Here is a 22,389-nt window from a genome sequence, read left to right as displayed (position 1 = left end):
GCGACTGCCGCGGCCGTCCCCGTGCGGCACGAACCGCCACCGACGGGGGCCGTGCCGGTCCGGGGCGTGCAGACTGCGGGTATGGCGACTCTGAACGGCTCCCCCGCCCCCCTCGCGGCCCTGCAGGCCCTCGCACTGACCAACTACGGCCATTTCACCACCATGGCGGTGGAGGACGGGGCGGTGCGGGGGCTGGCCCTGCACCTCGCCCGACTGGCCGACGACTGCCGTGCGGTGTTCGGGGCGGAGCTGGATCCCGAGTGGGTGCGGGAGTGCGTACGCAGGGAAGCCGGGGGGCGGCCCGGGACGTTCATGGTGCGCGTCACGGTCTTCGACCCGGAGCTGGACCTTACGGCTCCGGACCGCGCGGGACGGCCGTGCGTACTGGTGACGACCCGGCCCGCGCCGGGTGCCGGCCGGCTGCCCCTGCCCGCGCTGCGCGTGCAACGGCTGGCCTTCCACCGCGAGGCACCGTCGGTGAAACACGTGGCGTTGTTCGGGCAGTTGCGGCTGCGGCGCGCGGCCCGGCTCGCCGGGTTCGACGACGTGCTGTTCACCGGGGTGGACGGGCTGGTCTCCGAGGGCTGCACGTGGAACATCGGATTCGTCGACGAAGCCGGGACCGTGGTCTGGCCGCAGGCCCCGGTGCTTCCCGGGATCACGATGCGGCTGCTCCGGGCCGGCGGGGACGGGCATGTCAGCGCCCCCGTGACGGACGGCCGACTGCGTTCCATGCGGGCGGCGTTCGCGACGAGCACCGGCATCGGTGTGCGGGCGGTGGCGGCGGTCGACGACATCGTGTTCCGGACGGACGACCCGGTGGTCGGCGCGCTGCGCGAGGCCTATGCCGCCGTTCCGCCGGACCGCCTGTAGGGAGCCGGCGCCGGGGAGGAACGCGGAGGACCGGGCCGGTGTGGTGCGGGGGACGGCAGACCCGTGGTGTCGAGCGGCCTGTGCCACGCGATGCGCCGGCGTACGGCGTCGAGATCGGCCCGGAGCGGGCTGGGCGGCACGGCAAGGACCGGGCAGGGGGCGTGGGCCAGGCAGTACCGGGCCACCGAGGGCCGCAGGACCCGGAGCAGCGGCGGCCGCGCGCCCGTACCGACGACGAGCAGGTCGTCGGCGTCGCGGACCGCCTCCAGCAGCGCGGCGCCCGGAGTGCCCCGGACGGCCAGTCCGGTGAGCGTCACTCCGGGCGCGCCCGTGCCGAAGGCGCCGTCCAGCACGTCCTGCAGCCGCGCCACCGCCGCGTCCCTGGTGGCGGCGAGCAGCGGCGTACCGCCCGTGCCGCGCCGGGCGCCCGGGCCGTCCAGCGGCGGCTGCCAGGCCAGTACGACCCACAGCTCGGCTTCGCGTGCGCGCGCCTCGGCCCGTGCCCGGTGCAATGCCGTGAGGCTGCCGAGGGACCCGCACGTGCCCGCCACGATTCGTCCTGGCACCGTTCCGCCTTCCTGCTCTGTTCACCCGGGCCTCCATGGAACGGTGGCGCGGGGGCCCGGGCGGCCGCGCTGACGGTCCTCTGATGCCGGGCGCACGAACCCTGACGGGCTCCTGATGCCGCCGGCCTCGGGGCCACGGCCCGCGGCGGAGCGGCCGGCCCCGGCCGTACGGGGACGGGACGGCCCGGTTCGAGGATCACGGGCTACGCAGTGTACGAGGCGGCCGGCTTCACCGGCCGGGACCTCGACCGGCCCGTGGACGTGACGCCCCCGGCCGCGGCCTGGGCGGACGCGTTCTCCTGGGTCACCGACCGGGATCGACGGCAGAGCCGCCCATTAGGGTCGGGGCATGACGACACCCCTCGCCGGCAGCGCCTTCGACTCGCTCCGCCTCGACGCCGTGCCCGACCAGGAGGCGCTGCGCCGGGCCTACGCACTCCCCGGCGAGGCCGCCGTGCGCAAGCAGATGACAGAACTCACCGAGCAGACCCGGCGGTTGATCGGCTGCTCGTCCCTGGTCCTGGTCGCGAGCGCGGACGCCGAGGGCAACTGTGACGTTTCCCCGCGCGGCGGCCCCGCCGGGTTCGTCGCCGTCCTGGACGAACGGACGGTGGCGGTACCGGACGCGACCGGGAACAAGCGTCTGGACACCCTGCAGAACGTCGTCGCCACCGGACGGGCCGGGCTGCTGTTCGTCATCCCGGGGCGCACCACCACGCTCAGGGTGAACGGCCGGGCCTGCGTCTCCACCCGCCCGGAGCTGCTGTCGCAGCTGACCGCCGTGGGCAGGCCACCGGCCAGTGCGCTGGTGCTGGGGATCGAGGAGGTCTACCCGCACTGCCCCAAGTCGCTGCTGCGCAGCGCGGCCTGGAAGCCGGAGCAGTGGCTGCCGGCGGACGCCCAGCCGACCTCGGCCGAGGTGACGCTGGCCCAGCTGCGGATGCCGGAGCTGACGCTCGCCGACATCGAGCGGGCGGAGGCGGATTCACTGAAGTACCGGTACGAGTGAGGGGCCGGCCTGCGACCGCCGAACCACCCGGCCCGCCGCACCCCGGCCCGGCACGTCCCGGGAGCGGTCGCGGGGCGTCCCGTCGCAGCACGGCCGCCCGTACGCCGTCGATGACCCGGTCGGATGCGCTGCGTTGCCGCGATCAGCCGCAGGGGCCGCTACGCGCCGGAACTGGCGTGGACCGGACGGATCCAGCCACCGTGGAGCCCGCGCTCGCGGAACCTAGTCCACCCGGACTTCGGTGTTCTGGCAGGCGTGGAGCAGCCAGGTTCCGTCCGGCTGCCGGGTCATGACGTAGAGCGGGGCGCCCTCCGTGTCACCGGCCGCCGCGTGGTAGACCTGCCGGACCTTGACGGCCGCGACGTCCGGTCCCAGGAACTGCGTGTGCACGGTCTCGTACGTGACCTCGCCGTCCCAGCTCGCGTTCGGCAGGACCGCGCGGGTGAACTCGGCGATCTCGTCGAAGCCGATGAGGACCTTGCCGTGGGCGGTGGTCCAGAGGGCGTCGGGATGGAAGAGCCCGAGGAAGCCCTCGACGTCCTTGGTGCGCTGCGTGCGCTCGACGGTGGCCACGACTCGCTCGATGGCCTCGATGTCCTCGGTTTCGGTATGCATGCGGATCACTCTGCGCCCTCAAGTGGGCTTGAGGTCAAGGCCGCGGGCCCCGTAGCCCGGTCGGCCGGACGTCCGGGTGCGGGCGGTGCTCGGCCGGCTCGGGCTCCGGGGGCACGCCGGCGGGCCTACGCCCTGCGCCGGCGGATGCGGGCCGCGAGGACGGCGACGTCGTCCTCGGCGTGGCGGGCGTCCAGGCCCGCCACCACCGCGTCCACCAGCTGCTCCACCGCCGCGCCCACCGGCAGCCGCAGCCCGGCCAGCCGGGCCAGCGACACGTCGATGTCCTCGCCGCGCCGCTCCACCAGCCCGTCGGTGAACATCAGCAGGGTCTCCTCGGTGGTGACCGGCCGGGTGACGCCCTCGTAGCCGCCGATACCGGTTCCCAGCGGCGGGCCGACGGGGACCTCGGCCAGCGCGGCCGAGCCGTCCCCTGCGAAGACCGCCGGCGGCAGATGGCCGGCGCTGGCGAAGTCCGCGACGCCGCGCGTGGGGTCGACCCGTACCAGCAGGCAGGTGGCCGGCCGGCGGGCCGGGTCCCCGGCCACCAGGGCGTCCAGCTGGCGCAGCACGCGGTGCGGGGCGAGGTCCGTGGCGGCCACGTCGCGCAGCGTGGAGCGGTAGGCGTTCATGTCCACCGCGGCGTCGAGCCCGTGGCCCATCACGTCCCCGACCACCAGCAGGGTGCGGCCGAAGTGGAGCCGCACCGTCTCGAACCAGTCCCCGCCGACCAGCGCCCCGGAACCGACCGGCAGATAGCGGCTGGCCGTCTCCAGATTGGGGTGCGGCCGGCCCGGCTCCGACACCAGGGCCCGCTGCAGGTGCATCGCGGTCTCCTCGGTGGCGGCCAGCTCCCGGGCGTGGCCCAGGTGCACCGCCGCGAGGCGGACCGTGAAGTGGATCGTCGCCGCCTCGTGGTCGCTGAACCGGCCGCGGGCGCGTACGGCGAGCACCGCGCCGTGCACCCGGTTCCGGGCCTGGAACGGTACGGACAGCAGGTGCACGGGGGTGCCTGCCGACAGCGCCGTCCACTCGGACAGCGGATGCCCCCCGTCCACGGCCCGCACGGAGGGGGAGGCCTCGGCCCGCGCCTCCAACAGGCCGACCGCGCCGGCCGCCGCGACACGGTCCAGGCGGCCGTTCTCGGCACGCAGGTCCACCGCGACGGCGTCGCACAGGTTCCGGAAGAGGAAGCCGGCCAGCTCGCGGCAGGTGGCACCCTCGTCGAGCCCCGTGCCGATCTGCTCGGCCGCGGCTTCCGTCACGCGCAGTCGCGCGAGCAGCGCCCCGTACTCCCCAGGGGGCCCGGCGGACCCCCCGTCATGCTCCGACACGGCACCTCCCCGGCCCGGCAGCCGAAGAGACCATTCCACCAGCCCCTCCCACCCCCCGCACGCACGACGCACGCACGACGCATGCCGCGCGCCCGCCCCGGTTCCGGGCCTCTGCCGCCGGGGGACGCCGCCGCGGGACGGCCGTCGGGGACGCGGGTCCGGCGATCGCCCCGCGGCTCAGGGGTCGGTCACCTGGGCCACCCAGCCGTACGGGAGTTCCGCGCCGTCCACCGTCACCGCCTCCACGGTCCGGGTTTCGGGGTCGATGTCGGCTTGGACGCCCTCGCCCTCGTACCGCGGGTAGCCGGACGCCCCGTACGCGCCGGTGGCCTCGACCAGTGCCGTACGCAGTACGCCACGGCGGGCGGAGGCGGCGGCGCCGGGTTCGGTGAGCCCCGGGCGCAGCACGACGGTGTACCGGTCGGGGGCGGGCCCGGAATCAGCGGAGCTGTTCATGCAGCCCAGGCTAAGGGCTGTCCCGTGATCCCCGGTGGATCAGCGCGCGGCGTCGGATGCGGTGGATCGCACGGCGGAGGGGCGACCGCACACCGGGCGTGTCCGGGCGTTCCGACAACGCGGCGAGGTGCCGCATCCGGCGTCGCGTGGCCGCCGGGGATCACGGGACGGCCCTCGGCCACCGACCGGTCGGCCCGGCGGTACACGGGGCCGCGGCCCGTTCGCGTCCACCGTCCACGTCCACCTTTCGCGTCCACCGTCCACGTCCACCGTTCGCTGCGCTGTCCGCCGTCCGCGAATCCGGCTGGATGTTCGAGGGCCCCGGTGCTTGGGTGCCGGTATGGAGATCTTGGTATTGGGTGGAACGGCATGGCTGGGCCGGGAGCTGTCCCGGCAGGCGATCGCGCGCGGCCATCGGGTGACGTGCCTGGCCCGCGGCGAGAGCGGCGAAGTCGCCGACGGGGCACGGCTGGTGACGGCCGACCGGCAGGACCCCGCGGCGTACGGGCCGCTGCTCGACCGCGACTGGGACGCGGTCGTCGAGGTGTCATGGCAGCCGGGCTTCGTCCGCGGCGCGCTCGACGCGCTCGGCGGCAGGGCCCGGCACTGGACCTACGTCTCCTCGGTCAGCGCCTACGCCTCCCACGCCGCACCGGGGGCGGACGAGTCCGCCGAGCTCCTTCCTCCGACGGACCGGAGCACCGTCGACCGCGAACTGTACGGCGAGGCCAAGGTGGCCTGCGAGCAGGCGTCGGCGGCCGCGCTCGGCGAGCGCCTGCTCATCGCGCGCGCCGGCCTCATCGGCGGCCCGGGGGACCACAGCGACCGCTCCGGCTACTGGGTGGCGCGCGCCGCACGCGATCCGCACGGGCCGATGCTGGTTCCCGCCGTACCGGCGGCGCCGACCCAGGTCGTCGACGTACGGGACCTCTCCGCCTGGCTGCTCGACGCGGCGGAGCGGCGGTGCACGGGTACCTACGACGCCGTCGGCCCGGTCGTCCCGTTCCGGGAGTGGATCGAGCTCTCCCGCACGACGGGCGGCCACACGGGTCCGCTGGTGGGCGCCGAGTCGCAGTGGCTGGTCGCGAACGGCGTGGCCCAGTACATGGGGACCGAATCGCTGCCGATGTGGGTGGCCGAGGCGGGCTGGGAGGGGTGGTCGGCCCGGGACGGGTCCGCGGCGCGCGCCGCGGGACTCCGGCACCGGCCGCGGTCGGAGCTGCTGGCCGACACACTGGTGTGGGAGCGCGCACAGGGCCTGGACCGGGAACGGCGGGCCGGCCTCAGCGCCGGCCGCGAGCACGAACTCCTCGACGCGCTCGGCTGACGCGGCTGCTCAGCGCCCGGCCCCCGCACCGGTGCCCGCGCCCCTGCCCGCACCGGTGCCCGCGCCGGTGCCCGCATGGCCGGTGCGGGGTTCCACCTGCCGCAGTTCGGCGAGGAGTTCGCTCTGGCCCGCCAGCAGCTCGGTGAGGATGCGGCGGGCGGCACGCAGGAGTTCGGCGACGTCTCCGCCGGCGAGGGCGTAGTTGACGGTCGCGCCGTCGCGCGTGGAGACGACGATTCCGGAGCGGCGCAGGACCGCCAGTTGCTGGGACAGGTTGGAGGGTTCGATGTCGATCTCGGCGAGGAGTTCGCGTACGGGCCTCGGCCCGTTCTGGAGGAGTTCCAGAACGCGGATCCGGACGGGGTGTCCCAGCATGCGGAAGAACTCGGCTTTCGCCTGGTACAGGGGTACCTGCTTGCCCACGAACTCTCCCGCCGTTGCTTCGACCCGTATGTGCGGCCCAGGGCCGGTGAGTGGCCGCCCGCCTGCACCCATCATCGCGTCCGTCGGGCCCACGCCCGCCCTGGCTTGACCAATTTCGGATGTGCCGGATTGAAGAGTTCTTCAATTCGTGGGCATGCGTGGGCCCGAGGAATCGGCGACGGCTAGATCTCCAGCTCGGATTCGATGCGCTTGAGCTGGTGCCGGGCCATGGCCAGATTGGAGTTGGCCTTGTTCAGCACGACGTACAGGAACAGCCCGTTGGACCCCCTGCCCTTCAGCAGCCGGATCAGGTGGTACTGGGTCCCGAGGGTGATGAGCAGGTCCTCGATGCCGTCGTCCAGACCGAGCATTTCCATGGTGCGGACCTTGGCCCGGATCACATCGGTGTTTCCCGCCGCGGCGACCGCCAGGTCGAGGTCCTTGCCGCCACCGAGCGTCCCCAAGGCCATTCCGCTGGTGTAGTCGACCAGGGCCACACCCAGGGCGCCCTCGATCGAGGTCATCGTCTCCTTCAACGAGACTTCCACATTCGCCATCTGTGCCCGCTCCTCATCTCCGCGTTCACGGCCGGCGCCCGCTTCCGCTGCACCGGTCCACTGGTGGGGCTGACGCTACTGAGCGGGCGGCGCGGCGGGCGGAGATTGGGAGATCTGACGCAAAACCTCCCCTCCCCCGTCTAAGATCCGCCCGCGCGGGCACGGGGCCGGACCGGATCGCGGACTACCGCCGCCGGTCGACCACCGCCAGCAGCTTGCCGCTGGCGGCCGTACGGGCCAGGCGCGCTCCGTCGACCACCTCGACCGTGAAGTCGAGCAGGTTCTCCGTCACGGCCGACCGCAGTTCGGGGTACGCGGCCAGGAACGCCTCGCGCGCCCTGTCCGGATCCGGAGCGTGGGCGCTCTCCATCCGCAGGGTGAGGACCTCGCGGGCGGCCCCGGCGGTCAGGACGGCCTGGAGCTCACCGCCGTATTCCAGCCGCTCCCCCGCGATGGCCGCGAAGCGGCGGTAGTTGAGGAAGTACGTGGCCACCCGCATCACCTCGCCCAGCCGCCCGAGCAGTTCGAAGCGGGGGGCGTGACTGCCGCAGGGGCAGCGGCCGGGCAGGGCGCGGCCGAGGTCGCCGATGACGTACCGGTCAAGGTGCTGGCCGCGCCGCGCCCGGGTGGTGAAGACGAGCCGGCCGGTCTCCCCCGGCGCCACCGGCCGGTCCTCGTCGGCGTCGACGATCTCCAGGGTGTGCAGGTCGGCGTGGAGATGGTGGACGCTGCCCGTGCTGTGCGTGCACTGGTAGCCGAGGGGACCCAGGTCGGTGCTGCCGTAGGTGACGGAGTGGACGACCTCGATGCCGAACGTCTCGGTGAGGGTGCGGCGCTGCTCCTCGGTGAAGTGCTCGCCGCCGTAGTAGATCTTGCGGAGGCCTCCGTAGGAGCGCAGGAGTCCTGCCTCCTCGTGCAGCAGCTGCCAGAGGTAGGAGGGCATGCCGAACAGGGTGTCGACCTCGTAGGCGACGATCATCTCGGCGGTGGCCCGGTGGTCGGAGCCGGCGGCCATCGGCATCTGGACCCCGCCGAGGCGCTCCAGGATGGAGAAGAAGCTGATGAACCCGCCGTACATGCCGCCGCAGTAGAACAGGTTGGCCGTGCGGTCGCGGGCCGGGTCGTAACCGGCGGCGAGCAGGCCGCGGGCCGCGGCGTGCATCTGCGTGTCGTAGTCCTCGTACGTGAACAGCGACAGGGCGGGCGTGCCGGTGCTGCCCCCGCTGCGGAAGTACAGCTCGGCGTCGCCGCGGTCCACGCCGCGGTTGAGGTCCTGGACGGCGGCCTTGTCCAGCAGCGGCCCCGAGGGCGGCGGGAAGACGGCCGGGCGGGCGAGGTCGTCGAGGCAGGCGGTGGCGGTGAACCGCTCGTCGGCCTGGACGGCGACGCGGCGGCTGTAGCGCTGCAGGGCGTAGACGCCGTCGTGCGGTTCGCCGGCGTAGCCCGCCGTCATGGCGCCGACGGGGGTGACCCGGGTGGCCCCGGCGGCCAGGACCAGGCCGGCCAGCTCGGCGGTGTCGGTGGGGCTGCCCGCGATGCCCGCCGTCTGGAGGTAGCGGCGCATGGGGCGCAGCGTGGCCATGAGGTCCTTGCGGGGCAGGGGTTTGACCCAGACGCTGCGGTGCAGCGGTGAGGCGGTGAGGGCCGGGCGGGTGTCGGCCATGACGCGCCAGGTGCCGTCGGGGGCGGCGAGGACGCGGGTCAGGCCCAGGTGCTCCTCCAGGCGGGCGAGGTGCTCGGTGGTGGTCAGTTCCGCGTATTCGGCCGGGTCGAGGTCGGGCCCGGCGGGCGCCGGCTGCACGGCCAGGGCCGCGGCCAGGCGCTCGGCGAACGCGTGCAGGGCGTCGGTGTCCGCACCGTCGGTGTCGAGGTAGACGACCTGGGGGCTGGAGCAGGCCTGCTGCTCGAAGAGGCAGACGTCCCGCGCCAGGGCGTCCAGCGTCGCCTCGTCCGCCCAGGCGTCCCGGGTGAGGTAGGCGAAGGAGATCTTGTGGCCCCACTCCACGAGGCGGCAGCCGGCCGGGACGTGGGCGGCGACGCCCTCGACGGCGGCCTCGCCGCCCCAGACCGCGACGGCGTCGGCGGGGGCGCACATCAGGCGCAGCCACTCCTGGCGGGAGGAGGGGAAGCGCAGCACGATGATCCGCTCGGCGAGGGCGCCGGTCGGGTCCTGCGCGGCGAGTTCGGCGAGGAGGTGCTGGGCGAGCAGGGTGTCGGAGCTGCTGGTCTTGAGGACGTTGACGTTCCCGGCGAGGAGTCCCTCGATCAGGCTGAGGGGGGCGACGGTGGCGGCGTTGCCGGGTGCTATGTGGGCGACGAGGCCGACGGGCGCCCAGGCCTCGTACACCGTCTCCTTGGCGTCGGGGCGGTTCAGCCGCTGCGGGGCGGTGCCGCCGAGTTCGCGGCGGAGCTTGCGGGTGAGGGCGCTGCGGCTGAGGAAGTCGGCGAGTTCGGCGAGGAGTTCCCCCGGGTCAGCGGCACCGGCCGCGCCGCCCGTCCCGTCACCGGGCCCTTCACCGGGCCCGGTGGCGGTCGCGGGCAGGTGCGGGGCCAGCCGCTGCCGTACGGGGTGGCCGGGATCGCGCAGGGCGCGGGAGAGCGCGTCGCAGGCGGCCAGGACGGTCTCGGTGTCCAGCGGCGCGGCCAGGGCGGCCCCGACGGCGGCGGGCAGGCCGGCCAGGCGGCGGGCGGCCTCCTCGTCGGCGATGAAGGCGCCCTGCCAGTAGTGGTGGTTGATGGCGTCGGTCATGACATTCCCTTCATCAGTTCGGCGGCGGCCACGGCACAGCTGCGGTTGCGGCTGACGCCGGCGCGGCCGTGGACCGTGAACCACGGGGTGGCGAGCTCGCAGCCGCACTCCTCGCCCGGGTGGAGCGAGGCGAGGTCCCCCATGACGACGCTCTGGGCGGGCACGGAGGTGATGTATGGGGACACCAGGTGCAGGTAGCCGCGTTCGCCGTACGGGAGGGGTTCGAGGGTGCGGGTGGAGCGGATGAAGACGCGGGACCAGACGGGCGCGTGGAGGTTGTGCTGCGAGCACTCGATGTACGGGATGCAGTGCTCGACCGAGCCGAAGGTGTCCCGGATCCGTTCCGGGGGGACGCCCAGCTGCTCGGTGACGCGCGCGTACAGCTCGTGCTTGCCGATCTGCCGGTCCGTATGGCCCTTCCAGCCGCCGCCCAGGATGATCAGGGACCCTTCCGGCAGCTCCAGCGGGGGCAGGCCCATGGCCCGCATCCGCTCCAGGGTGAACCAGAGGAAGGCGGGGAAGCCGAGGATGCGCACGGGTACGTCGTCCTCGGCGAAGCGGCGCAGTGCGGCGACGCATCCGAAGGGGTCGAACTCGTGCCCGTTGCCGGTGTTGCGCAGGGCGTACTCGACCTGACGGGCCGGCGCGAAGTCGCACAGGTAGTTGTCGGTGAACGAGGTGCCGAGGTTCAGGTCGCGGGCGGGCTCGTAGCTGTAGAGCAGGTAGTTGACCGGCTGCCCGGGGGTGATCCAGCCGTTGTGGTCGAAGATGCGGGCGACCATGCGCTGGGCGGACTTGATGGTCCACTCGTCGAAGAACATCTGCGACTTCTGTCCGGTGGTGCCGGAGGAGGTCAGGTGGAGGTGCACCTCCTCCCGGGGGATGGACAGGGCCTCGTGGCGCTTGAAGAAGTTCGCGTGCACCAGGGGAGCCCGGTACGGGGTGTCCGGCCGGTCGCCGTCGTACAGGCTGCGGAAGAACGGGGAGCGGTCGCGGTGCCAGGTGTTGATCTCGGCCATGGCGGCGGCGAACAGTTCTTCCTCGGCGGGGCCGCAGGAGTAGGGCGAGGTCAGGTCGCAGAGCTGCTGCACGTGGGCGAGGGCCGCGGCGTCGGGGACGTCGACGGGGGCGAGATGGGGTTTCGAGTCGGCCGCCGGAGGGGCTGCGGAGCCGGGCGCGGACGCAGTGGTGGAGGGAGTCGTGGAAGGGGTCATGAAGCAACCTCACGTACGGGCAGATGCGTCGACGCCCAGGCCGACACATAGGAATCGAGGAAGGGCCGCAGCGGCGGGTCGACGACCAGGCCGCGGAAATCGATGTGCTCGGCGGTGCGGGACATCACCACGTAGTCGTGGAAGCCGTCCCCGTCCCGGCGCATGGCCGGGTACAGGGCCCCGGCGATGAAGCCCTGGGCGGCGAACGCGGAAAGGGCGGCGTGGTGTTCCAGGGGTACGAGCGCCTCGACGTACCCGGCGCCGGCGCGGGTCAGGGTCCGGGTCACCGGCTCCAGCCAGCCCGCGGCGGCCACCGGGTCGGGGTGGGCCGCGACCAGGGCGCAGTAGCCGCCGGTCCGGTTGAGGTAGGCGTACACCTCGAAGCCGCCGTCGTCGGGGGTCAGGAGGACGTTGGGGGTGTGCAGCGGGTAGAACCAGCGGCCGGTGTCGGGGAAGTGCTCGTGGAAGCGGCGGCGGACGAAGGCCGCTGCCTCGATCATCTCCAGCGGCCGCGCGGCGGGCCCGGCGGGCGCCGGCGCCGGCGGGGTGGCCCGGACGGCCGCGTAGCTGATGCCGAGGCTCGCCTCGGCCGTGCGCAGGAGCGGCAGCAGGGAGGCGGGCACCTCGGCGACGGGTACCCGGCGGTCCAGGACGCCGGGCGAGTGACGCGCGTAGAGTGCGAGGCTTTCGCGGCTGCTGAGATCCACGGCGTTGGGCAGGATGCCGAGGGGGCGGAAGCCGTTGCGGGCCACGACGCGCTGGGGTCCGGCGCTGACCGTACGGACGGTGGCGTACACCGAGTCGAGCGTCCCGGCGTCGAGGGTCCCGGCGCAGACGGCCTCGGTCAGCTGTCCGGCGAGCCCGGATCCGCGCTGGTCGGGGTGGACGGCGAGCCCTTCGAGGCGTCCGATGCGGCTGCCGGGTTCGCTGTGGACGGCGGCCGATCCGGCGAGGGCGCCGGTACGGGCGCAGCGGGCGACGAGCCAGAGGGTGTGCGGGTCCCGGATGAGCCGGGACATCTCGGCGGGGTCGGTGCCGAGGGCCGTGGGGTAGTGCGGCCCGTAGACGGCGTAGTAGAGCTGGCGGAGATCGGCGATGTCGGCCGCGGTGGCCTGCTCGATCGCTGCGGTCATCGCGCGCCTCCTGCGGGGGTCGGCGCCGGCGCGGGCCCGGACGGGGCTCCGGCGCAGGGTTCGTGCCCGGCGTCCTGCTCGGCGGCACCGCTGCCGGGCCCGGCCGCCGGGCCGGTGTGCCCGGGCAGCAGGGCCAGGGCGAGGGCGGCGGGCACGATTCCGGCCGCCTGGACCAGGCACAGCGTCTGGGCGGAGAGGTGGTCGCCGAGGAAGCCGAAGAGCAGCGAGGCGACGGGGAAGGTCGCGCCGAGGACGGCCTGCATGACGGCGAAGAACGCGGGCTTGTCGGCGGGCGGTACGAGTCGCTGGAACAGGGCGACGAAGCGGACCCCGATCACCCCGACGCACCAGCCGGTGACCAGCAGGGCCCCGGCGATGATGGGCCGGGCGGCGACCAGGCCGGGTACGGCGAGGGCCGCGGCCATCGTGCCCAGGCAGGCGGTGCCCACGACGGCGGGCCGGCCGGGCACCCGCGCGCCGGTGAAGGAGCCGACGAGCGTGCCCGCGCCGAGCGAGGCCTCCAGGAGGGCGACGGTGGCGCCGTCGCCGTGCAGCACCGATGCGGTGTACAGCGGCATGACGACGAAGACGGCCGTGGTGAAGAGGTTGGCCGCGGTGAAGCAGAGCAGGATGCCGCGGACGTACGGCAGGGAGCCCAGGAGCCGGCGCAGGTTCCGGCGCGGTGCGGGGGCCTGCGCCACGGCGGCGCCGGCATCGGCGGTGTCGCCCTCGGCGGCGGCGTCCGCGTCAGCGGTGTGCGGGGCGGGGCCGGGACCGGGGCCGGGAGCGGCGGTGCGGAAGCGTGCGGCCGTGATGAGCAGGGAGGCCGTGGCGTAGGCCGCGGCGCAGCCCACGGCGAGGCCGGCCACTCCGGCCCCGTCCACGACGAGGGCGCCGAGCAGGGCGCCGCCGAGGCTCGCGAGCGACTGGGTGGACAGCTCGAAGCCGGTGGCGGCCTCGATGTCCTCGTCGTCCACGAGTTCGGGCACCGAGGTGGTCAGGCACGGGTCGAAGAAGGCCTGGCAGGTCGCCAGGGCGAGGGCGGCGGCGTAGGCCGCGGCGACGGGCAGGTCGCTCGCGCCGGCCCAGACGGCCAGTGCGGCAGCGGCCGCCCCTGCGCACCCGGCCGCCGTGCGCAGCAGCGAGCGGTGCGCGAAGCGGGCGATGGCGCGGGCGACGAGCGGGGCGAGGACCACGGCGGGCAGGGTGCTGACGGCCATGAACAGCCCGGCCGCGAAGCCTCCGGCACCGGAGGCGGCGTCGCTGACGAGCCACCAGGAGATGCCCACCTGGAACATGCGCACGGCGGCCTGCGTGAGGACCTGGCCCAGCCATACGGTGCCGAAGGTGCGGTTGCGCAGGACGAGGGGCGGGCGGCGCCGGGTGGAGGCGGTCGGCGCGGTCATGCGGTCGGCCTCTCGTCGATGACGCGGACGAGCTTGCCGGAGCGGGGATTGACCACCAGGTCGCGGTGGCGGACCCACTCGACGCCCAGCGGGTGGACGAATCCGGCGGCCACGCTGTCGGGGTAGAGCGGCCGGGCGGTGTTCAGGCCGCAGACGAGCCCCTTGGCGAGGACGTCCAGGCCTGCCGGATCCTGTCCGGGAGCGGTGGCCAGGCGCAGGACGAGGCCGTCGCGGCCCTCCCAGCGGCGTACGACGAGCTGCATGCCCGTGACGCGGCCCTCGGTGTCCGCTTCGGCGACGGCGTCGGTGGCGTCCTGCCAGTACAGCGAGACGGGTCCGACGCGTACGCCTTCCTCGGCGCGGCCCAGGATGCGGAACGGGCCGCCTTCGGTGCCGGTCCACTCCGCGCGGTCGCCGGCGGGGTAGCGGATGACGGGCATGAGGCTGCGGAAGAGCTGGGTGACGACGACCCGTCCGGGGCGGCCCGGTTCGCGGATCGGCTCACCGGTGGTCTCGTCGAGGATCTCCACGACGGTGTGCGGGGCGAACGGGCGGTGCGTGCGCGGGTCGGGCCCGGGCACCGGCCTGCCGAGCAGGCCGCCGTCGACGCTGGCGTAGCCGAGCGAGCGAGGCGTGGCCTGCGGGAAGGCGGCCGACAGGAGGCGGCGCTGATCGGCGAAGAGGGCCTCGCCGCCGAAGAAGAGGAACTCGACACCGGGCAGCCGGCGGCCGGTGGAGGTCAGGTGCTCGGCCAGCCGGCACAGGGTGGTCGGGGTGCCGGCGACGACGTGGGCGCCGAAGTCCTCCAGCGTGGCCACGGTCGAGGCCGGCGCGGCGCCGCCGCCTATGGGCAGCCGGACGTTGGCGACGGGGGCGTGGGCGAGCGAGTCCAGGACGAACAGGAAGCTGGCGTAGAGCTCGCCGGCGTAGAAGAGGTCGGCGACGCGGTGGCCGGGGCGCAGGCCCGCGTCGACCATCCCCGAACCGAAGGCGGTGACGAACTCCCGCCATTCCTCGCGGGTGTAGCAGGAAAAGCGCGGAGTGCCTGTGGTGCCTCCCGTTTTGAACACGACGGCTTCCCCGAGGGGCGCAGTCAGGACGCGGTTGTCGTGCAGGGTGTTGGCGGCCCAGAACTCGTTCTGGTCCACGACGGGAACGTCGGTGATCCGGCTCACGTGCGGTGGCAGGTCCGCGTAGAGCTCGGCGTAGAAAGGGGAACGGTCGCGGGCGAAACGCACGAGGTCTGAAAACTGCTGGACGGGCATGCTGCCTTTACCTCGAAAGATGAAAGTTGAAATAGACGGGATGCAGGTGAGGCGGCGGGGAGTGGTGGAACTCACACCACTCTCGTCCGTTGATCCGTCAACAATGCGTCGGGTGCACACAGTTGGCGAGCGCGGCTCAACCTGATGTCTGTTCACATGATGAGACAAGAGGAACGCGCTGCCAAATCGACCGAGTTCCTCCTCGGCCAACGAGCGCGGTGTTCCGGCCCGCGGGGCCGAAACACCATGGACGTCGCCCGGGCTCCGCCCCGGCAATGTCCGGATTCCCGCGGGACTTCTTTCGAAGGAAATCTGCGGTATTGCAGATCGCCCCTCCTCGCCTATCGGCCGGCGGCGCGATTCGGCCGAACTCCCCTGCTCCGAGCGCCCCTTGGCAATTGCGTCCGGAATCCCGCCCGTCGCCGCCCCCGCGCCCGGCGGATCGGGTTCTTCGACGGGGATCGGCGGCCGCACGCCGCTGGAGCTCGCTCCCCCGGCCCCCGAGGTCACGCACGTGACGGGCGGTCCCCCGGACCGCACGGGTGACGGGCGGTCCCCCGGAGCCCGCCGGCCGGCGGCCCGGCCCCACCTCCGCAGCCCTCCCGGCTCCGGCACCCGCCGACCCCCTCGGCAGCCCGTGCGTGTCCCCGCCGCCCGGGAAATCGTTTGCCCGGGCATGACGACGACGCGCTCCACGCTCACCACCACGGCGCGGCACCGGGCTGCGGATGACGGCGACCGCCCCCTCTACGTCCCCCGGCAGGCGGCCCCCGCGGCCGGGTCCGCCCCGCTGTTCGAGCAGCTCGCCCGGGAATGGGCGGCCCGGGGTGCCACCGTGCCGGGGCGGCCGGACCCCACCTGGCGACGGCTGATCTCCTGGGAGCACTTCGAACGCGAGACCGCGACCACGGTCCGCAACCTGCACCTGCGCGGCCCGGAACCCGTCCCCGAGCCCGTCACTCCGGGCCACCCGCCCCGCTGGAGGCGGGTGTGAGCGCATGAGCGGCGGACGGACGCTCACCGCCCGGCGAGGGCCCGGTCCGCGACCAGCCGGATGGCGGCGATCGTCAGGTCCGGGTCGTGCAGCTGCACGTAGTGGTCGCTTCCGGTGGCCAGCAGGTGCGGGGTCTGGTTCCCCAGCTCCACCAGCGCCTGCTGGACCCCCGGCCAGGCACGCTCCAGCGGTGCGAGGACGGCCTGGGGGCTCCCCGCCGGGGCCGCGAAGGGCTCCGTCTTGCTGAGCACGGCCATCGGGACCTGCGGAAGGGGCTTCGCCGCCTTCACCGCGGCGGCCGCGCCGTCGACGTCGGCCCTCTCGAAGGCAGGGTCCGCGTCGAAGGGCGTGCCTGGGCTGTTCAGCAGTCTCAGGTACGCAGGCCACTGCGCGCCGAAGTAGGGCTTCGCGTTCGTGCCGAACGCGTCGACGAAGACGAGTCCGGCGGTGCGGTCCGGATGCTGCTGGGCGTACAGCCGGGTGATCATCCCGCCGAAGGAGTGGCCGACGAGCAGGTACGGGCCGGGCACGTGGGCCGCCGTCAGCAGCTTGTCGAGGTCCGCGGCCATGGCGGTGAGGGAGCGCGTGCCGGTCACGGGCGTACTGCGGGTGGTGAGCGCCGGCGGGTCGGTGTGGCGGATGGTCCCGGGCCGGTCGTACGTGCACACCCGGGCGAAGGCCGCGACGCCCGGGAAGACCGCCGGTGCCTTCGGGACGGGCGGCCGGGTCTCGGTGAAGGTCCAGGTGTCGGACGAGTCGTGCAGCCCGGATTCCAGCACGACCGTGGGACCGCCGCTCCCCTTGCAGCTCAGCCAGAGCCTTCGGCCGCCGCCGATGTCGATCCGGCCGGCGAAGTCCCGGGGCGCCCGGCCGGCGGGCCCGGACGGGGGAACGGAAGCCGAAGGGGCCGGCGCCCCGCGGACGGCGGCCGGGCCGCCGCACCCGGGCACCGCGGCCAGCACGGTCGCGACCAGGGCGGCGGTCAGGGAGGCGGTCCGCTGTCGCATCGGCTCTCTCCGTCGCTCGTGGACCCCGTGCGCGGTCCGCCCCGTGTCCGGCCGATCATCCGGTACGGGCCGCCCGATCCGCGGGACCGCCGCACGGTGGCGGCGGGGCGACGAGACGCCCGGACCACGCCGGACGGGGACCGGTGCGCGGTGGACACCCCCCGCCTCCGGTCCCCGGTCCCGATCCCAGTCCCGATGCCGCTCAGGCCTTCTTCCTCCCGCGGACGCCCAGGCCCGCGCCCACCAGGACCGCCGCCGCGACCACGATCGCCGCGTCGATCGCCAGGACCGTACGGACGCCGCCGAAGAGCGAGGCCTGGGTGGTGGCGAGGACCCCGAGCAGCGGGATCCCGATGGTCAGGCCGACCTGCTGCGTCGTGGTGACGAGGCCGGTCGCCAGACCCTGCTCCGCGTCGGGCACGCCGCTCGTGACGGTCAGCCCGTACGAGATGATCGCGCCGAGGTGGCACATGCTGGCCAGCGAGACGGCGACGGTGGCGACCAGCGCGCCGGACCCGGTCCCCACGGCCAGCAGTGCGGCGGTGAACACGCCCTGGCCGAACAGCGAGCCGATCAGCGTGCGCCGGGCCCCGAAGCGGCCGATGACCCTGGGGGCGTACGAGCCGGCGAAGGCGGAGGCGACGCCCTGGACGCCGAAGACCAGTCCGGTCCGGAACGAGGACAGGCCCAGCGTCTCCTGCAGGTACAGGGTCAGCACGAAGACGACCGTCGACATCATCGAGAAGGTGATCAGTCCGCCGGCGTTGCCCCAGGCGACCGTGCGGCGCCCCAGCATCGGCAGCGAGACGAGCGGGGCCGGGGTCCGCGACTCCACCACGGCGAACGCGGTGAGCAGGAGCAGTCCGGCGACGAGCGTGCCCTGGACGTCCGCACCGCCGAAGCCGCGCTGGGCCGCCGTGGACAGGGAGTAGATCAGCGCGAGCAGGCCGCCGGTGACGGTGACGGCACCCGGTACGTCGAGACGCGGCCGGTCGGGGGTCCGCGACTCGGGCAGCAGCCCGGGGGCGAGGGCGAGCACGAGCACCGCGGTGACCGAGAGCAGCCCCATGGTGGAGCGCCAGCCGAGGGTGTCCGTCATGACGCCGCCGAGGACCATGCCGATGGTGAAGCCGAGGGAGAGCAGGGTGCCGGAGATGCCGATCGCCTTGTCGCGCAGCGGTCCCTCGGGGAACGTGGTGGTCAGCAGGGACATGCCGGTCGGCACGATGACGGCCGCGCCGAGACCCTGCAGGGCGCGTCCGGCCAGGAACGACGCCGGGTCCCAGGCCAGGGTGGCCAGCAGCGAGGCGGCGCCGAAGAGGGTGAGGCCGGTCAGGAACAGCTTCTTGCGTCCGTACAGATCGGCGATGCGGCCGAAGAGGAGGAGGAAGCCGCCTGAGGGGAGGGCGAAGGCGGTGACCGCCCACTGGAGTGCGGAGCGGCTCAGGCCCAGGTCCTCGCCGAGCACCGGCAGGGCCACGTTCAGCACGGAGAAGTCGAGCGCCACCATGAACTGGGCGGCGCAGAGCACGAAGAGGACCAGCTTGGCGCGGCCGGTGAGCCGCTCGTCCGCCGGGGCCGGGCCGCGGGATCCGGTCGTGGGGGCGGCTGCCGCCGTTGCGGTCGTGGTGGTCGTCGTAGGGGTGTCGATTGCCATGGCCACAGCCTCGTGGCCCGGGAATGCCCGTGGAGAGTGGGAACTTATCCTGTTGGTGGCACCACCAGGCAGCCGACAGGGGGATTGAGTGGCTACACCGGTCGACAGGCACCGCCGTTCCGAACTGCGGGAGTTCCTCATGAGCAGGCGGGCGCGGGTCACTCCCACCGAGGCCGGCCTGCCCGACGGCGGGGCCCGCCGTCGCACGCCGGGCCTGCGCCGGGAGGAGGTCGCCGTGCTCTCGGGCGTCGGGGTGTCCTGGTACCAGTGGCTGGAACAGGGCCGCGACATCACGGTCTCCCCACAGGTGCTCGACTCGGTGGGCCGGGTCCTCAAGCTGTCCAGCGCCGAGCGCAGGCACCTGTACGTCCTCGCGGGCCTCAACCCGCCGGCCCTCGAAGTGGCGCCCGCCGACCGGGACATGTGCCAGGGACTGAAGCGGCTGATCGACGCCTGGATGCCGTTCCCCGCGCACATCATGGACGTGTACTGGAACACCGTGCTGTACAACGACGCGGCCGCGCTGGTCCTCGGCATGCGCCCGGAGATCGTGCAGAACTGCCTGATCGCGTTCTTCACCGACCCGATCTACCGGGCCCGGTCCAAGCACTGGGCGGAGATCGCCTGCAACGTCGTCGCCCAGTACCGGGCGGCCTACTCGGAGTGGCCCGACGACGAGGGGTTCCGGGCCGTCATCGAGGAGGCGCGGGCGCTCAGCGCGGAGTTCGCCGAGCTGTGGGACCAGCGGGACATCCGGCCCGGCGGCCAGATGCGCAAGGAGCTGGAGCACCCGGTCGTGGGCACGCTGTTCGTCGAGTCGACCCAGCTGCGTGTGCCGGCCCGGCCCGACCTGTCGATCGTGCTGCACACCCCGGTGCCGTCCACGGACACCGCGGAGAGGCTGGAGTGGCTGACGTCGCCCGAGGGGCGGCGCGGAGCCATGTACCCGATCGCCGGCTGAACCGGTTGCTCCTGCACGCGCCGGCACGCACTCGGACGATCACACAAGGACATATGGGGCGTAGTGCAGCACATCACCCTTCTGTCAGTCCCCCTTGAGTGGCCAAAGGGGCGTGGGGTTAGCATGTGAGCGCCGCCTAGCTCGAAAGATAAACCTGTGACTGTCAATGACGACTCGTTCACCAATTGGAAGAACCGCGAGGAGATCGCGGAGTCGATGATCCCGATCATCGGGAAGCTGCACCGGGAGCAGGACGTCACGATCCTCCTCCACAGCCGCTCCTTGGTGAACAAGTCGGTGGTCAGCATCCTGAAGACCCACCGATTCGCCCGGCAGATAGCCGGCGGGGAACTCTCGGTCACCGAGACGCTGCCCTTCCTCCAGGCGCTCACCACCCTGGACCTCGGCCCGTCCCAGATCGACATCGGCATGCTCGCCACCACCTACAAGGCCGACGACCGCGGCCTGTCGGTGGAGGAGTTCACCGCCCAGGCCGTCGCCGGCGCCACGGGTGCCAACAAGATCGAGCGCGGCGCCGGCCGTGACGTCGTCCTGTACGGCTTCGGCCGCATCGGCCGCCTGGTCGCCCGCCTGCTGATCGAGAAGGCCGGCTCCGGCAACGGACTGCGCCTGCGCGCCATCGTCGTCCGCGGTGGCGGTGAGGCGGACCTCGTCAAGCGCGCCTCGCTGCTGCGCCGCGACTCGATCCACGGCCAGTTCAACGGCACGATCACCGTCGACGAGGCGAACAGCACGATCATCGCCAACGGCAACTCCATCAAGGTGATCTACGCCAACGACCCGTCCGAGGTCGACTACACGGCGTACGGCATCAAGGACGCCATCCTCATCGACAACACCGGCAAGTGGCGCGACCGCGAGGGGCTCTCCAAGCACCTGCGCCCCGGTATCGACAAGGTCGTCCTGACCGCCCCGGGCAAGGGCGACGTCCCGAACATCGTCCACGGCGTCAACCACGACACGATCAAGCCGGACGAGCAGATCCTGTCCTGCGCGTCCTGCACGACCAACGCGATCGTCCCGCCGCTGAAGGCCATGGACGACGAGTACGGCGTCCTGCGCGGTCACGTGGAGACCGTCCACTCGTTCACCAACGACCAGAACCTGCTGGACAACTACCACAAGGCCGACCGCCGCGGCCGCTCCGCGCCGCTCAACATGGTCATCACCGAGACCGGTGCCGCCTCCGCCGTCGCCAAGGCGCTGCCGGACCTCAAGGCCCCGATCACCGGCAGCTCGATCCGCGTCCCCGTCCCGGACGTCTCGATCGCCATCCTGAGCCTGCGCCTGGGCCGCGAGACCACCCGCGACGAGGTCCTCGACTACCTCCGCGACGTCTCGCTGAACTCGCCGCTGAAGCGCCAGATCGACTTCACCACGGCTCCCGACGCCGTCTCCATGGACTTCGTCGGCTCGCGCCACGCCTCGATCGTCGACGCAGGCGCCACCAAGGTCGACGGCGACAACGCGATCCTCTACCTCTGGTACGACAACGAGTTCGGCTACTCGTGCCAGGTCATCCGGGTCGTCCAGCACGTCTCCGGCGTCGAGTACCCGACGTACCCGTCCCCGGCGGTCTGATCCCGTCACCGACGCGTCGCACTCACGGCCCGTTCCACCGCCCTTCCGGGGCGGCGGGACGGGCCGCGCGCGTTCCCGCCCGGCAGATCCCCGAAAAACCTGATGTGCACCGGACGGGTGTGCTGTTAGTTTCCCCGTGTGCCGAAGTTGAATCAGATCATCGCAGTGGAGAAGGGCGTCAAGTCCAAGTCTCTCCAGGAACTGACCCAAGCCCACCAGGACGTCCAGAAGCCCGCGTTGCTCGCCGGCATCTCGCGGACGTACCAGCCCAAGGACGAGGAGGGCGAGCAACTGCCGCCCGAGTCCACGCGGGTGCAGGTCAAGGCGGAGGACGTGCTGCGCGCGACGGCGGTTACGCTGACGCGGCTGTTCGACGTGACGGCGACGAAGGACTGGGCGAACCGCACGGCGGCCGCGGACGTCGTCGTCGACGGAACCGTCCTGCTGCCCCAAGTGCCGGTCCCCTACCTGCTGTTCCTCGAGAAGCAGCTCACGGACCTGCACACGTTCGTCCGCAAGCTCCCCGTGCTCGACGCGTCGGAGGCCTGGAACCTCGACCCGTCGACCGACGCCTGGAAGACCGACCCGGTCCGCACGATCCGCACCAAGAAGGTGCCGCGCAACCACGTGAAGGCCGAGGCCACGGAGAAGCACCCGGCCCAGGTCGAGGTGTACTACGAGGACGTTCCCGTCGGCTACTGGACGACGGTGAAGTTCTCCGGCGCCCTGCCGGCGCGCCGGGTGAACGAGCTCCTCGACCGCGTCGAAAGGCTGCAGCAGGCCGTCAAGTTCGCCCGCGAGGAAGCCAACGGCGCCGAGGTCACCGACCAGCGCGTCGGGGACGCGGTGTTCGGCTACCTGTTCCGGTAGCCTCCAGAATCGCCCCTTGTGCGAGCGAGGGGGTGCGCGCGCGAGCGCGCAAAAGCTGAAACTGATGTTGAAGCTGACCAAGGGGTGTCAGTTGGGGGTTCGAATCCCTCCCCCGGCACACGTGCCGGGGTGGCCCAAGCCGGCAGAGGCGGCCCCGTGAAACTCAGATTCTCGCTCCAGTCTCAGCATTCGCCGCCGAACGCCGGATCGACCGAGCGCGGACGATCATCGACGGATGGGGGTTCAAGTCCCCTCTGCGCCTCTCTCGTGGCGCGGTAGTTCAAAGGCAGAACACGTCGGTCTCAGAATGATCCGCGGCTCTTAAACGCCGCCGGTGTGCGCAATTGGGTGGCAAACTGGAGCCCGGGAGCTGG

20 protein-coding genes are annotated in these 22,389 nt (G+C 73.0%); 7 read left to right on the top strand and 13 right to left on the bottom strand.

Features of this window, described 5'->3' with window-relative positions; translation table 11 throughout:
* Positions 1-81 precede the first annotated feature (81 nt).
* Complete coding sequence (locus tag ACIPK4_RS14345) at positions 82-873, top strand: aminotransferase class IV (RefSeq protein ID WP_402312475.1); 792 nt, start codon at positions 82-84, stop codon at positions 871-873.
* On the opposite strand, the gene ACIPK4_RS14340 is transcribed toward ACIPK4_RS14345, so the two are convergent.
* Complete coding sequence (locus ACIPK4_RS14340; protein ID WP_402312473.1) at positions 843-1,439, bottom strand: universal stress protein; 597 nt, start codon at positions 1,437-1,439, stop codon at positions 843-845. The two genes, ACIPK4_RS14345 and ACIPK4_RS14340, sit on opposite strands and share 31 nt — an antisense overlap.
* A gap of 349 nt (positions 1,440-1,788) precedes the next feature.
* Between ACIPK4_RS14340 and ACIPK4_RS14335 the strand changes: the two genes are divergently transcribed.
* Positions 1,789-2,448 (top strand): MSMEG_1061 family FMN-dependent PPOX-type flavoprotein, encoded by a 660-nt coding sequence (locus ACIPK4_RS14335; RefSeq protein WP_402312471.1) that lies wholly within the window; start codon positions 1,789-1,791, stop codon positions 2,446-2,448.
* 222 nt (positions 2,449-2,670) lie between these two features.
* Here the strand turns inward: ACIPK4_RS14335 and ACIPK4_RS14330 are convergent, their stop codons facing one another.
* From ACIPK4_RS14330 to ACIPK4_RS14320, 3 genes are all read right to left on the bottom strand, one after another.
* Positions 2,671-3,063: an SgcJ/EcaC family oxidoreductase gene (locus ACIPK4_RS14330; RefSeq protein WP_402312468.1), complete on the bottom strand. Its 393-nt coding sequence runs from the start codon at positions 3,061-3,063 to the stop codon at positions 2,671-2,673.
* A gap of 125 nt (positions 3,064-3,188) precedes the next feature.
* Entirely contained in the window at positions 3,189-4,394 is a 1,206-nt protein-coding gene (locus ACIPK4_RS14325) for a PP2C family protein-serine/threonine phosphatase (RefSeq protein WP_402312465.1), read from the bottom strand.
* A gap of 177 nt (positions 4,395-4,571) precedes the next feature.
* Positions 4,572-4,850: a hypothetical protein gene (locus tag ACIPK4_RS14320; protein ID WP_402312462.1), complete on the bottom strand. Its 279-nt coding sequence runs from the start codon at positions 4,848-4,850 to the stop codon at positions 4,572-4,574.
* 340 nt (positions 4,851-5,190) lie between these two features.
* On the opposite strand from ACIPK4_RS14320, the gene ACIPK4_RS14315 reads away from it, so the two are divergent.
* Complete coding sequence (locus ACIPK4_RS14315) at positions 5,191-6,177, top strand: NAD-dependent epimerase/dehydratase family protein (RefSeq protein WP_402312459.1); 987 nt, start codon at positions 5,191-5,193, stop codon at positions 6,175-6,177.
* 9 nt (positions 6,178-6,186) lie between these two features.
* Here ACIPK4_RS14315 and ACIPK4_RS14310 read toward each other — a convergent pair whose 3' ends face one another.
* The 7 genes from ACIPK4_RS14310 to ACIPK4_RS14280 all read right to left on the bottom strand — a co-directional run bounded on the left by ACIPK4_RS14310 (position 6,187) and on the right by ACIPK4_RS14280 (position 14,924).
* Positions 6,187-6,600, bottom strand: coding sequence for a helix-turn-helix transcriptional regulator (locus tag ACIPK4_RS14310; RefSeq protein ID WP_376192246.1), 414 nt, complete (start codon positions 6,598-6,600; stop codon positions 6,187-6,189).
* A 182-nt stretch (positions 6,601-6,782) separates the two neighbouring features.
* On the bottom strand, positions 6,783-7,157 hold the full coding sequence (locus tag ACIPK4_RS14305) for a hypothetical protein (RefSeq protein ID WP_402312456.1): 375 nt from the start codon (positions 7,155-7,157) through the stop codon (positions 6,783-6,785).
* Positions 7,158-7,341: 184 nt separating this feature from the next.
* Positions 7,342-9,906, bottom strand: coding sequence for an aldehyde dehydrogenase family protein (locus tag ACIPK4_RS14300; RefSeq protein WP_402312454.1), 2,565 nt, complete (start codon positions 9,904-9,906; stop codon positions 7,342-7,344).
* The gene (locus tag ACIPK4_RS14295) at positions 9,903-11,120 is read right to left on the bottom strand and encodes an acyl-protein synthase (protein ID WP_402312451.1); all 1,218 of its coding nucleotides are present in this window, start codon (positions 11,118-11,120) and stop codon (positions 9,903-9,905) included. Before ACIPK4_RS14295 ends, ACIPK4_RS14300 begins: the two co-directional genes overlap by 4 nt.
* The gene (locus ACIPK4_RS14290; RefSeq protein ID WP_402312448.1) at positions 11,117-12,253 is read right to left on the bottom strand and encodes a GNAT family N-acetyltransferase; all 1,137 of its coding nucleotides are present in this window, start codon (positions 12,251-12,253) and stop codon (positions 11,117-11,119) included. The genes ACIPK4_RS14295 and ACIPK4_RS14290 overlap by 4 nt, the downstream gene beginning before the upstream one ends.
* The gene (locus ACIPK4_RS14285) at positions 12,250-13,659 is read right to left on the bottom strand and encodes an MFS transporter (RefSeq protein WP_402312445.1); all 1,410 of its coding nucleotides are present in this window, start codon (positions 13,657-13,659) and stop codon (positions 12,250-12,252) included. Before ACIPK4_RS14285 ends, ACIPK4_RS14290 begins: the two co-directional genes overlap by 4 nt.
* Entirely contained in the window at positions 13,656-14,924 is a 1,269-nt protein-coding gene (locus tag ACIPK4_RS14280) for a phenylacetate--CoA ligase family protein (RefSeq protein WP_402312442.1), read from the bottom strand. The genes ACIPK4_RS14285 and ACIPK4_RS14280 overlap by 4 nt, the downstream gene beginning before the upstream one ends.
* Before the next feature lie 676 nt (positions 14,925-15,600).
* Here ACIPK4_RS14280 and ACIPK4_RS14275 point away from each other — a divergent pair.
* Positions 15,601-15,918 carry a hypothetical protein gene (locus ACIPK4_RS14275; RefSeq protein ID WP_402312439.1) on the top strand — a complete coding sequence of 106 codons (318 nt, stop codon included), beginning with the start codon at positions 15,601-15,603 and terminating at the stop codon, positions 15,916-15,918.
* A gap of 23 nt (positions 15,919-15,941) precedes the next feature.
* On the opposite strand, the gene ACIPK4_RS14270 is transcribed toward ACIPK4_RS14275, so the two are convergent.
* The gene (locus tag ACIPK4_RS14270; RefSeq protein ID WP_402312436.1) at positions 15,942-16,925 is read right to left on the bottom strand and encodes an alpha/beta fold hydrolase; all 984 of its coding nucleotides are present in this window, start codon (positions 16,923-16,925) and stop codon (positions 15,942-15,944) included.
* Between the two features lie 202 nt (positions 16,926-17,127).
* Complete coding sequence (locus ACIPK4_RS14265) at positions 17,128-18,582, bottom strand: MFS transporter (protein WP_402312434.1); 1,455 nt, start codon at positions 18,580-18,582, stop codon at positions 17,128-17,130.
* Between the two features lie 139 nt (positions 18,583-18,721).
* Here ACIPK4_RS14265 and ACIPK4_RS14260 point away from each other — a divergent pair, with 139 nt between their 5' ends.
* The 3 genes from ACIPK4_RS14260 to ACIPK4_RS14250 all read left to right on the top strand — a co-directional run bounded on the left by ACIPK4_RS14260 (position 18,722) and on the right by ACIPK4_RS14250 (position 22,015).
* The gene (locus ACIPK4_RS14260; protein ID WP_402312431.1) at positions 18,722-19,543 is read left to right on the top strand and encodes a helix-turn-helix transcriptional regulator; all 822 of its coding nucleotides are present in this window, start codon (positions 18,722-18,724) and stop codon (positions 19,541-19,543) included.
* A gap of 156 nt (positions 19,544-19,699) precedes the next feature.
* Entirely contained in the window at positions 19,700-21,145 is a 1,446-nt protein-coding gene (locus tag ACIPK4_RS14255) for a glyceraldehyde-3-phosphate dehydrogenase (RefSeq protein ID WP_054221937.1), read from the top strand.
* 138 nt (positions 21,146-21,283) lie between these two features.
* Positions 21,284-22,015, top strand: coding sequence for a hypothetical protein (locus ACIPK4_RS14250; protein ID WP_402312427.1), 732 nt, complete (start codon positions 21,284-21,286; stop codon positions 22,013-22,015).
* Positions 22,016-22,389 lie beyond the last annotated feature (374 nt).

Source organism: Streptomyces sp. NPDC086989, from assembly GCF_044745505.1.
Taxonomy (GTDB): domain Bacteria; phylum Actinomycetota; class Actinomycetes; order Streptomycetales; family Streptomycetaceae; genus Streptomyces.
The sequence above is the reverse complement of the archived record's forward strand: the minus strand, read 5'-3'. Positions and strand labels throughout refer to the sequence as shown.